This is a genomic window from Oryzihumus sp. (genome assembly GCF_036391795.1).
Lineage (GTDB): Bacteria > Actinomycetota > Actinomycetes > Actinomycetales > Dermatophilaceae > Oryzihumus.
The window spans coordinates 1-11238 of the sequence record NZ_DASVZH010000189.1; the positions used below are offsets into that span (position 1 = coordinate 1).

The following is an 11238-nucleotide window of genomic DNA, read 5'->3' on the forward strand; positions in this document are numbered from 1 at the left end:
CGACCGTCCTCGACGGTCGGGGCCTTCCTGGGAATGCGGAGGGCAGCGGTGGGATCAGTACCCGCCGGTCAGCTTCTCCCGCAGGGCGGCGAGGGCCTCGTCGGAGGCCAGGGTGCCCTCGCCGGCCGAGGGGGCCGACTCGGAGGAGGAGGACGAGGAGCTGGAGGACGAGCCGCCCGAGGAGTAGGTGGTCGGCACGTCGGCGTTGGTGGCAGCCTCCGCGTCGGCCTTGGCAGCGGCCTCGACCTGCTGCTTGTGGGCCTCCCAGCGGGCGTGCGCCTCGGCGTACTGCTTCTCCCACTTCTCGCGAGCCTCCTCGTGGCCCTCGAGCCACTCGTTGGTCTCGGGGTCGAAGCCCTCGGGGTACTTGTAGTTGCCCTGCTCGTCGTACTCGGCGGCCATGCCGTACAGCGTCGGGTCGAACTCCTCGATCTGACCGCTGGTGTCGTTGGCCTGCTTGAGCGAGAGCGAGATGCGGCGACGCTCGAGGTCGATGTCGATGACCTTGACGAAGATGTCGTCGCCGACCTGCACGACCTGCTCCGGGACCTCGACGTGGCGCTCGGCCAGCTCGGAGATGTGGACCAGGCCCTCGATGCCGTCGTCCACGCGGACGAACGCACCGAACGGCACCAGCTTGGTGACCTTGCCCGGCACGACCTGGCCGATGGCGTGGGTGCGGGCGAAGTGCTGCCACGGGTCCTCCTGCGTCGCCTTCAGCGACAGGGAGACACGCTCGCGGTCCATGTCCACGTCGAGCACCTCGACGGTGACCTCCTGGCCCACCTCGACGACCTCGGACGGGTGGTCGATGTGCTTCCAGGACAGCTCGGAGACGTGCACCAGGCCGTCGACGCCACCGAGGTCGACGAACGCACCGAAGTTGACGATGCTGCTGACGACGCCGGAGCGGACCTGACCCTTCTGGAGCTCCTTGAGGAACGTGGTGCGCACCTCGGACTGGGTCTGCTCGAGCCACGCACGGCGGGACAGGACCACGTTGTTGCGGTTCTTGTCCAGCTCGATGATCTTGGCCTCGATCTCCTTGCCGACGTAGGGCTGGAGGTCGCGGACACGACGCATCTCGACGAGGGAGGCCGGCAGGAAGCCGCGCAGGCCGATGTCGAGGATGAGGCCACCCTTGACGACCTCGATGACGGTGCCGGTGACGACGCCGTCCTCCTCCTTGACCTTCTCGATCGTGCCCCAGGCGCGCTCGTACTGCGCCCGCTTCTTGGACAGGATCAGGCGGCCTTCCTTGTCCTCCTTCTGGAGGACCAGGGCCTCGACCTCATCGCCCACGGAAACGACCTCGGCCGGGTCGACGTCGTGCTTGATGGAGAGCTCGCGGGAGGGGATGACACCCTCGGTCTTGTAGCCGATGTCGAGCAGGACCTCGTCCCGGTCGACCTTGACGATGACACCCTCGACGATGTCGCCGTCGTTGAAGTGCTTGATCGTCGCGTCGATGGCGGCGAGCAGCTCCTCCTCAGACCCGATGTCGTTGATCGCGATCTGCGGGGTGGCCTTCTCAGCCGTGGTGGCAGTCATGTAGTGGGAACTCCGATGGTGGACAGATATCGATGGGAATGCACGTCCGGCCGCCGCCGTGACGTGACCGGACGCACACAGATGTGCTTGTCCACCTTACCGATGCCGTCTCGCACAGGTCAAAGCAGGGCAGGATAGCGCCGTGACCGATGATCTCGAGGCGTTTGAGCAGGTCGGCCGGCGTGCCGCGGACCAGGAGGAGACGGTCCGGGCCAACCGGTCGTGGTGGGACGGCGAGGCGGTCGGGTACTACGCCGAGCACGGCGCGTTCCTCGGCGACACGGACTTCGTCTGGGGCCCCGAGGGTGCGCGCGAGGAGGAGCTGCACCTGCTCGGCGACGTCCGTGGGAAGCGGGTCCTGGAGATCGGCGCCGGGGCCGCCCAGTGCTCGCGCTACCTCGCCGGGCTGGGGGCGCAGGTCGTGGCCAGTGACCTGTCCGGGGGCATGCTGCGCCAGGGCCGCGCGATCGACGCGCCGTCGTCCCCGGCGCCGGGAACGACGGCACCTGGGACGACGGCACCTGGGACGACTGGGACGATGGCACCGGGAACGGCGACAGCGAGGACGACGGCGGTCCGGACCCCCGTCCCGCTGGTGCAGTGCGACGCGGCCGCGCTCCCCTTCGGTGACGCCGCGTTCGACACCGTCTTCACGGCATACGGCGTCGTGCCCTTCGTCGCGGACTCCGCCCTGGTGATGCAGGAGTGCGCCCGGGTGCTGCGCCCCGGGGGGCGCCTGGTCTTCTCGACCACGCACCCGATCCGCTGGGCGTTCGCCGACGACCCGGGCCCGGAGGGGCTGGTGGCCCGGCTTCCGTACTTCGACCGCACCCCCTACGTCGAGGCCGACGCGTCGGGGCGGGCGACCTACGTCGAGCACCACCGCACCCTCGGGGACCGCGTGCGCGAGCTGACCGCCGCGGGGCTGCGGCTGGTCGACCTGGTCGAGCCGGAGTGGCCCGAGACCAACGGCCAGGAGTGGGGCGGCTGGAGCCCGCTGCGGGGCGCGATCATCCCGGGCACGGCGATCTTCGTGGCCGAGAAGCCCGCACGGGCGGCCGAAACGGCCTGCTGACGGCGGGTGCGCTGCCACACTCGGGGCGTGGAGTCACCCGATCGGGTCGCGTCGTCCCCCGGTGGTCGGGCGGCGCTGGGCTGGGCCTGCGCAGTGGGCGTGACCGGTGCCCTCGGCCTCGTCGGCGTCGCCCTGCTCAACTGGGCGGCTGCAGCCCTGGGCCTGTTCTTCGTCCGCGCCTTTCTGCCGGACACGGCGGCCAGCCTGGACGGGGGCCGCAGCGTGGTGCTGCCGACCGTGGCCGCGATCGTCGTCTGCCTCACGACCGCAGTCGTTGGCGGCTGGCGACTCTCACCGTCGGACGCCCCCCTGCCGCCCGCGCTCACCGGCGCCCTCTGGGGGCTGGCCGGGACGGCCGTGGGGTATGCGGTCCTGTGGGCGGGGTTCGGCTTCAACCCCCTCGGCTGAGCGACCCGCGCACCGCGTGACAGCCGGGCGACGCAGAAGGGGTGGCCGGGAGATCCCGACCACCCCTCCCCCGCGCCTCACGCGCGGCGCTCAGCTCAGAGCCAGCGGCGACGCAGCACCGTCAGGCCGGCACCGAGGCCGAACACCGCCACCGCACCGAGGCCGCGGCCGACGTTGCGGCTGCCCTCACCGCTCATGCCGGCCAGTTCCAGGCTGTATGCCGTGGCGCCGCTCGCACCGGCCGGCGCGCCGTAGGCCATGCCCTCGGCCTTGGCGCGCTGGGCGCCGGCCTCGATGAGGGCGTACTTCAGGCCGTAGTCCGCAGCGGTGCCCTTGCCGGCGTCGACCAGCTTGGTCGTGCCCTCGGCGGAGAGGCGGCTCGCGCCGTCCTCCAGCGCCGGGGCCTTACCCGCGGCGGTGTCGAGGCCGTCGGCCAGCTTGCCGCTGCCGGTCGCGGCGTCGCCGAGCCCGGAGGAGAGCTGGTCGGCGCCGCTCTTGAGCTGCCCCGCACCGGTGTCGAGCTGCCCGGCACCGCTGCTGAGCTGCCCCAGGCCGGAGTCGAGCTTCTTCGCGCCACCGGCGACCTGGCTCGCACCGCCGGCGACCTGGTCGGCACCATCGGCGGCTGCGGCCGCACCGTCCGCGAGCTGGTCGACGCCGAACACGGCTGCACTGATGCCGTCAGTCAGGTCGTCCACACCGGGCAGCACCAGGTGCTGCACCGCGTCCCGGGCGTTCCCAGCGCCAGTCGTGAGCCGAGTGACACCCGCCTGCAGGGAGGTGATCCCCGGGAGGAGTCGACCATCGATTCCCGTCAGCACCTGCCCCAGGCCGTCACCAGCTGCCTTGGTCTGGGCAACGACGCCTCCGGGGTCGGAGGCGCTCAGCAGACCAGAAGGGAGCTGGATGCCATAGACGACGTTCGACAACTCGACACAGGTGTTGTTCGCCGGCAAGCTCAGCGGGCTGGCCGTGAGGACGGATGGCGGCACCACCGGCGGGAGCGGCACAGCATTGCTCGTCGGGCACGGCACCGACGGCGCCATCACCGAGTGCGCATAGGCATCCTTAGCGGCATCACCCAACTTCGCGATGGACCCGTTCGCGTCTCCCGCAGCCGCCAGCTCACTCTGGATGTAGCCCACGACCTCCTTGACGCCACACGGGTTCGTGGCATTGGTCGGATCAGCAAGGCTGCACGCGGGGTTGGAGACGCCGGCCCGAACGGACGCCAAGCCTTCGGTCACCCCGCACGGGTTCTGCGGGTTCGTCGGGTTGGCGGGGCTGCACCCAGGGTTCGAAAGCCCACCGGCGATCTGCTGGAGGCCCTGCAGCAGCCCTCCGGGGTCGGAAGCACCTGTTGCCCCCACCGGATGGTCCAAACCGGCACGCAGGTCCTTGAGCCCCTGCAGCGCTGCCGGGAGCCCCTGCACGCCGGCCAGTTGGTCGAGTCCACCGGAGATCTGGCCTACGCCGTCGGCGAGGTCGTTGGCCCCCGAGGCCAGGTCCGTCGAGCCGGAGGACAGCTGGGTGGCGCCGGCCTTGGCGGCCCGGGCACCCGTGGCCAGCTTGCCGGTGCCGGACTTCAGCGCGCCGGCACCGGAGGCCAGCTTGGCCGCGCCGGGGGCCGCCTTGCCGGCCAGGCCGGCGTTGAGGTCCTTCGCACCGTCACGCAGCTTGATCAGCCCGGCCAGCAGCTGGGCCGCACCGTCGCGCAGCTTCAGCACGTTGCTGTCGATCTGCGTCGCGCCCGAGGTCAGCTCCACTCCCGTGTCCGCGCCGCCCTTGTAGCTGGCCGCGCCGCCCTTGAACGACGGGCTGTCCAGCGGCGAGACCGGCAACGCCGAGACGGTGGCGGCGGGGACGACCCCGTCGGTGACCTTCGCGGCATACCCGAACTCCGCCCGGGGCGAGCCGATCGGGCCGAACAGGGTCATCGTGAAGGTCATCTTCGTGCCGCCGTGGCCGTCGCCGGCGATGGCCGCCTCGTCGGAGCGGACATCGGTGAACGTCGACGGCAGGACCGTCGTCAGCGAGCCGACCATCGGGATGACGACCTTCTCGGTCCGGGTGACCTTGGTGCCGGTGCCGTCGTCGAACGACACCTCCTGATCCCGCCCGGTGACGTTCTCCACCACGTAGTGCACCTCGAGCAGGCCGGAGCGGCCGACGACGTCGCCGGGCTCGACCTTCTTGCCGTCGAGGGTGTAGGTCGCGGTGACCTTCAGCGGCAGCTCCTTGGTGAAGTCGGAGACCGCGCGCAGACGCCGCTCCCCGTCGACGGAGACGTTCGCGACCAGGTCACCGCCCTTGACGTCGAAACCGCCGAAGCCGTCGAGGTTGCGCAGGTTCTTGGTCGACACGGGGTCGGAGACGGTCACCGTGCCGTGGCCCTGCAGGGCCAGCTGCTCGTAGACGCGCGCGTCGCGGACATGGCCGGAGGCGTCCAGGTGCGCCTGCACGGTCTCGGTGTTGCTCACCGACACGCTGTCCGCCGCCAGGGCGGGGCCGCCGGCCAGGACGATGACCGCGGGGGCGACGACGAAGGCCGCGCCGATCCGGGCCGGGCTCAGCACGTTCTTCACTGGGGCTCCCCTGCAAGGACGGAGTCGAGGGTGGAGGTGGGGGTGTCCTGCTCGAGGTCCCAGCCGGCGTCGGCGGCCGGCTCGCGGCGCTCGTGCCGGCCGGCCGCGAGGGACTCGGCGAAGGCGCTGGTGGCCAGGAAGCCCAGGGCCGCGGCGAACAGGATCGTCGTGGCCGCGGTCGGCGACTCGTCGAGGAACTGGGACGGGGCGTTGGTGTAGGTCGACTCGTACGCGCCGACGATCGCGGCGGCGCCGACGAGGGCGCTCCACACCGGGACCCGCCCGGCGCTGACCGCGCAGGCCAGCGCGATCGCCAGGATCACCAGGAACGCCGCAACGGCCCGGCCACCGGCTGTGTCGGGCAGCACGGCCGCGCGCAGGGCGAAGCCGATCCAGGCCAGGACGAAGCCGGTCGCAAAGCCGGCGAGCCGGCCCCAGGCCGGCTGGTGCGGCACCAGGCCGACCACGCCACCGAGGGCGGCGCCGAGCAGGGCGACGTGCTGCAGGTCGTCGCCGAAGAACCCGCCTAGCAGGACGATCACGGCCGCGGCCACGGCCAGGAGCGCGCCCGAGAGCAGGGCTTTACGCATGGTCACCTCACGGAAATGGGCTGCTGGCGGCACGGCTCGGCCACCTCTGGCAGCGAAGAGTTACCGGACAGTAACGGGGCGCCCAGCCCGTCCGCAGGCAAATCGGCGAAGTTCCTCCCCGGATGCGGCGAAGGCGCCGGACGTCCCTTTCGGGACCTCCGGCGCCTCCTGCGACACCACGCGGGTGGGCCCCCCGGCCCGCAGCCGGGGGCGCCCCGGGTCAGTGCCCGGCGTCCTGCCAGGTGCGACCCACGCCGACGCTCACCTCGAGCGGCACGCTGAGGTCGACCGCGGCGCCCATCTCCTTGCGTACCAACGCTTCCACGGCCTCATGCTCCCCCGGCGCGATCTCGAGCACGAGCTCGTCGTGGACCTGCAGCAGCGTGCGCGACGCGGCCCCCGACTCGCGCAGCGCCGCGTCGACGCGCAGCATCGCGAGCTTGATGATGTCGGCCGCCGACCCCTGGATCGGCGCGTTGAGCGCCATCCGCTCGGCGCCCTCGCGGCGCTGGCGGTTGTCGGAGGTGAGGTCGGGCAGGTAGCGGCGGCGACCGAGCATCGTCTCGGTGTAGCCGGTGCGCCGGGCCTCCTCGACGACGTCGCGCAGGTAGTCGCGCACCCCGCCGAACCGCGCGAAGTACTCGTCCATCAGGCCCTTGGCCTCGTCGGTGCCGATCGCGAGCTGCTTGGACAGCCCGAATGCGGACAGCCCGTAGGCCAGGCCGTAGGACATCGCCTTGACCTTGGCCCGCATCTCGGCGGTGACCTCCTCCGGCGCCACGGCGAAGACCCGCGAGCCGACGAACCGGTGCAGGTCCTCGCCGGTGCGGAACGCCTCGATCAGGCCCTCGTCCCCCGAGAGGTGGGCCATGATCCGCATCTCGATCTGGCTGTAGTCGGCCGACATGAGCGACTCGTAGCCCTCGCCGACGACGAACACCGACCGGATCCGGCGGCCCTCCTCGGTGCGGATCGGGATGTTCTGCAGGTTGGGGTCGGTCGAGGACAGCCGCCCCGTCGCCGCGATGGTCTGCTGGTAGGTCGTGTGGATCCGGCCGTCGTCGGCCACCGACTTGATCAGCCCCTCCACGGTGACCCGCAGCCGGGTGGAGTCGCGGTGGCGCAGGAGCGCCTCGAGGAACGGGTGCTCGGTCTTGGCGTAGAGGTCGGTCAGCGCGTCGGCGTCGGTGGTGTAGCCGGTCTTGGTGCGCTTGGTCTTGGGCATGCCGAGCTGGTCGAAGAGGACCACCTGCAGCTGCTTGGGCGAGCCGAGGTTGATCTGCTGGCCGCCGATGGCCTCGTAGGCGTCCTCCTGCGCCTCGCGCACCTTGGCCGCGAAGTCGGCCTCGAGGTCGGTGAGCGCGGCGACGTCGGCGGCGATGCCGACCCGCTCCATGCGGGCGAGCACGTCGACCAGCGGCAGCTCGATCTGCTCGATGAGGGAGGCGCCCCCGGTGGCCTGCAGCTGGGTGTCCAGGGCCGCCGCCAGGTCGAGCACCGCCCGCGCGCGGACCATGGCCTCATCGGCCTCGGCGGCGCCGTCCGTGGCGAAGTCGAGCAGCCCCTGCCCGCCGGTGTCGGCCTCGGCCCGCAGCTCGCGGTTGAGGTTGCGCAGGACCAGGTCGGCCAGGTCGTAGGAGCGCTGGTCGGGGCGCACGAGGTAGGCCGCGAGCGCGGTGTCGCTGGTGACCCCGGCCAGGGTCAGCCCACGGGCGGCCAGCGCCTGGATCGGGCCCTTGGCGTCGTGCAGCGCCTTGGGCCGGCCCGGGTCGGCCAGCCAGGCGGCGAGCGCCTGCTCGGCCGCCTCGTCGAGCGTGGTCAGGTCGAGGTATGCCGCGTGGTCGCCGGCCGTGGCGATGGCCAGGGCCTCCACGTCGCCGGTGCCGCGGGCCCAGCGCCCGACGACGTGCACCCCGACCCGGGCACCCGGCCCGGCGTGCTCCTCCAGCCAGCCCGGGACCTCGGCGGGGGCCAGCACCACGCCGTCGACCTCGAAGCCGGAGTCGGCCTCCTCCTCGACCGCCTCCAGGGTCGCGAACAGCCGGTCGCGCAGGACCCGGAACTCCAGGCCGTCGAAGACCTGGTGGACCTTCTCGCGGTCCCACGGCCTGCGGACGAGGTCATCGACGGTCACGCCGAGGTCGAGGTCACCGACGAGCTGGTTGAGCCGGCGGTTGCGCAGCACGCCGTCGAGGTGCTCGCGCAGCGACTCCCCCGCCTTGCCCTTGATCTCGTCGACGTGGGCCACGACGCCGGTCAGGTCGCCGTAGAGGCCGATCCACTTGGCGGCGGTCTTGGGTCCGACCCCGGGCACGCCGGGCAGGTTGTCGGAGGACTCCCCCACCAGCGCCGCGAGGTCGCTGTAGCGCTCGGGCGGCACGCCGTACTTGGCCTCGACGGCGGCCGGGGTCATGCGGGCCAGGTCGGAGACGCCCTTGACCGGGTAGAGGACGGTGACGTCGTCGCGCACCAGCTGCAGCGCGTCGCGGTCACCGGAGCAGATGAGCACCTCCATGCCCTCGGCCCGCGCCTGCCCGGTGAGCGTGGCGATGACGTCGTCGGCCTCGAAGCCCTCGACCTCGACGTAGGGGATGTGCAGGGCGTCGAGCACCTCGTGCAGCAGGGACACCTGCCCCTTGAACTCCGACGGCGTCGCCGAGCGGCCCGCCTTGTACTCGGCGTACTCCTCCGTGCGGAAGGTCTGCCGGGACACGTCGAAGGCGACCGCGACGTGCGTGGGCTGCTCGTCGCGCAGCACGTTGATGAGCATCGACGTGAAGCCGTAGACCGCGTTGGTGCTCTGGCCGGTCGAGGTCGAGAAGTTCTCGACGGGCAGGGCGAAGAAGGCGCGGTAGGCCAGCGAGTGACCGTCGAGGAGCAGGAGTCGGTTCACGCATGGCAGCCTATTGCCACCGACGGACACACAGACGGGCAGGCACACCACCATGGACCACGCAGCACCGCAGGACCACGTCGTCGCCGGGCTCAACGCGATGAACGCCGGCACGCTCGGCGAGCGGATGGAGATCGAGTTCCTCGAGGCCTCCCCCGAGCGGGTCGTCGCCCGCATGCCGGTCAAGGGCAACACCCAGCCCTACGGCCTGCTCCACGGCGGCGCCAGCGTCGTGCTCGCCGAGACGGTCGGCTCGATCGGCGCCGCGCTGCACGCCGGGGAGGACCGCATCGCCGTGGGGCTCGACATCAACGCCACCCACCACCGGGCGGCCCGCGACGGCTACGTCACGGGCATCGCCACCGCGCTGTCGCTGGGCAACACCCTGGCGTCCTACGACGTCACCATCACCGACGAGGACGGCCGGCGCGTGTGCACTTCGCGGATCACCTGCCTGATCCGCCCCAAGGCGCCGGGCGCCTGAGCCTCGCCGCAGCGCCCGCACACCAGCAGGGATGACGAGGGGGTCCGTCCCGGCCGGGACGGACCCCCTCGTCGTGGGTGCGGTGACGTGACCGCGGTCAGCCGACCAGCTGACGGTCAGCCACCCGACCGGCCCGCGCCCGCAGGGAGCGGCGGCGCTGCTGGAGCACGAGCTCCAGCCCGCCGCGATGCTCCTCCCCCTGCAGCTTGCGGCGCAGGCCAGCCGTGGTGGTGACCCGCTTGACGACGTACGAGGAGAAGCCCAGCCGAGCGAAGAAGCGGTTGGCGTCGCGCCCCTGGGAGGGCACGCAGGTGGCGATCTGGTCGGCACCGAAGCGCTCGGCATACGTCGCCGCGGCGGTGAGCAGCGCCCGGGCAGCGCCCTGGCGGCGCGCGGTCTCGGCGACGTAGAGCTGGTCGATGCACACGCAGGGGGTGTCCGTCAGGCCGGACAGCGGGCTGTGGGTCAGGACCATGTAGCCGACCGCCTGGCCGTCGTGGAAGGCCAGGTAGGCGCGGACGTCCTCGCGGGCCAGCGCCGCGGCCACGCGACCCTCGCTGGCGGCCCGTGTGGCCGACTCCAGGCTGCCGCCGGCCTCGACCCGCGCGGCCAGCCACAGCTGCGTGAACAGCTCGTTCTGGGAGGGTGACACCGGGCGCACGCTGACCTGGGGACGCGACACAGATCCTCCATCGTTGCTGGAAACACGTTGCGGCAGTGGGTCCCCCAACCCGAGGCCCGGGCGGAGACCTTCCGGGCCGAGGCAGACTCTAGAGCCAAGAGTCCCACCGGGAGAAGAGCTGGCGGAGAATTCTCCCGGCTGGCCTAGGGTTGGCGACGTGAGTGGCGCCTTCCCCGGTCTCGGCACGGTCATCAACGTGGTCGCGGTCCTGCTCGGCGCCGGCCTGGGCATGGCCGTGGGGCACCGGTTGCCCGAGCGCACCCGGTCGGTCGTGACCGATGTCCTCGGCCTGACGACGCTGCTCATGGCCGGCCTGTCCGCGGTCAGCGTGACCGACCGGGCGTTCACCAGCGCGGTGCCGACCGGGGCCCCCGTGCTCATCGTGCTCGGCAGCCTGCTGCTCGGCGGCATCGCGGGCTCGCTGCTGCGGATCGAGGAACGTCTCGAGGGCCTCGCGGGCACGATCCAGGCCCGGCTGGCCCGCCGGCCCCGGCTGCTCGGGCTCCAGGAGGCCGGGCAGGGGCACCAGGCCCGGGAGCGCTTCATCGAGGGCTGGCTCGGGGCCTCCCTGCTGTTCTGCGTCGGCCCGCTGACCATCCTGGGCTCGCTGTCCGACGGCCTCGGCCGCGGCATCGAGCAGCTCGCGCTGAAGTCGGTGCTCGACGGCTTCGCCGCGATGGCGTTCGCGTCGTCCTTCGGCGTGGGCGTGCTGCTGTCCGCGGCCTCCGTGGCCGTCGTCCAAGGCACGCTGACGCTGCTCGGGGTGCTGCTCGGCTCGGTGCTGCCGGAGGCGCACATCGCCGCACTGAGCGCGACCGGCGGGCTCATGCTCGTCGGGATCGCGTTGCGGCTGCTGCGCATCCGGGAGGTGCCGGTGGGCGACCTGCTGCCCGCGCTGCTCGTCGCTCCCCTGCTCACCCAGCTGGTCATCGCCTTCAGCTGACCAGCGGGCGCGGGCCGGAGGGGAGCG

9 protein-coding genes are annotated in these 11238 nt (G+C 72.1%); 4 read left to right on the forward strand and 5 right to left on the reverse strand.

The features are described from left to right. Positions 1 to 54 precede the first annotated feature (54 nt). Positions 55 to 1551 (reverse strand): 30S ribosomal protein S1, encoded by a 1497-nt coding sequence (rpsA, locus tag VF825_RS11330; RefSeq protein ID WP_331113284.1) that lies wholly within the window; start codon positions 1549 to 1551, stop codon positions 55 to 57. A 142-nt stretch (positions 1552 to 1693) separates the two neighbouring features. On the opposite strand from rpsA, the gene VF825_RS11335 reads away from it, so the two are divergent. Both VF825_RS11335 and VF825_RS11340 read left to right on the forward strand, forming a co-directional pair. Further along, positions 1694 to 2626 (forward strand): class I SAM-dependent methyltransferase, encoded by a 933-nt coding sequence (locus VF825_RS11335; RefSeq protein ID WP_331113286.1) that lies wholly within the window; start codon positions 1694 to 1696, stop codon positions 2624 to 2626. Between the two features lie 27 nt (positions 2627 to 2653). Then, on the forward strand, positions 2654 to 3034 hold the full coding sequence (locus VF825_RS11340; protein WP_331113288.1) for a hypothetical protein: 381 nt from the start codon (positions 2654 to 2656) through the stop codon (positions 3032 to 3034). A 95-nt stretch (positions 3035 to 3129) separates the two neighbouring features. On the opposite strand, the gene VF825_RS11345 is transcribed toward VF825_RS11340, so the two are convergent. From VF825_RS11345 to polA, 3 genes are all read right to left on the reverse strand, one after another. Then, positions 3130 to 5619, reverse strand: a complete 2490-nt coding sequence (locus tag VF825_RS11345) for a hypothetical protein (RefSeq protein WP_331113290.1) — start codon at positions 5617 to 5619, stop codon at positions 3130 to 3132. Next, positions 5616 to 6209: a hypothetical protein gene (locus VF825_RS11350; protein WP_331113292.1), complete on the reverse strand. Its 594-nt coding sequence runs from the start codon at positions 6207 to 6209 to the stop codon at positions 5616 to 5618. Before VF825_RS11350 ends, VF825_RS11345 begins: the two co-directional genes overlap by 4 nt. A 220-nt stretch (positions 6210 to 6429) precedes the next feature. After that, positions 6430 to 9102, reverse strand: a complete 2673-nt coding sequence (polA, locus tag VF825_RS11355) for a DNA polymerase I (RefSeq protein ID WP_331113294.1) — start codon at positions 9100 to 9102, stop codon at positions 6430 to 6432. A 52-nt stretch (positions 9103 to 9154) separates the two neighbouring features. On the opposite strand from polA, the gene VF825_RS11360 reads away from it, so the two are divergent. Next, entirely contained in the window at positions 9155 to 9586 is a 432-nt protein-coding gene (locus VF825_RS11360; protein ID WP_331113296.1) for a hotdog fold thioesterase, read from the forward strand. Positions 9587 to 9683: 97 nt separating this feature from the next. On the opposite strand, the gene VF825_RS11365 is transcribed toward VF825_RS11360, so the two are convergent. Then, positions 9684 to 10238, reverse strand: a complete 555-nt coding sequence (locus VF825_RS11365) for a GNAT family N-acetyltransferase (RefSeq protein ID WP_331113298.1) — start codon at positions 10236 to 10238, stop codon at positions 9684 to 9686. A gap of 187 nt (positions 10239 to 10425) precedes the next feature. On the opposite strand from VF825_RS11365, the gene VF825_RS11370 reads away from it, so the two are divergent. Further along, on the forward strand, positions 10426 to 11211 hold the full coding sequence (locus VF825_RS11370; protein ID WP_331113300.1) for a DUF554 domain-containing protein: 786 nt from the start codon (positions 10426 to 10428) through the stop codon (positions 11209 to 11211). Positions 11212 to 11238: the final 27 nt, after the last annotated feature.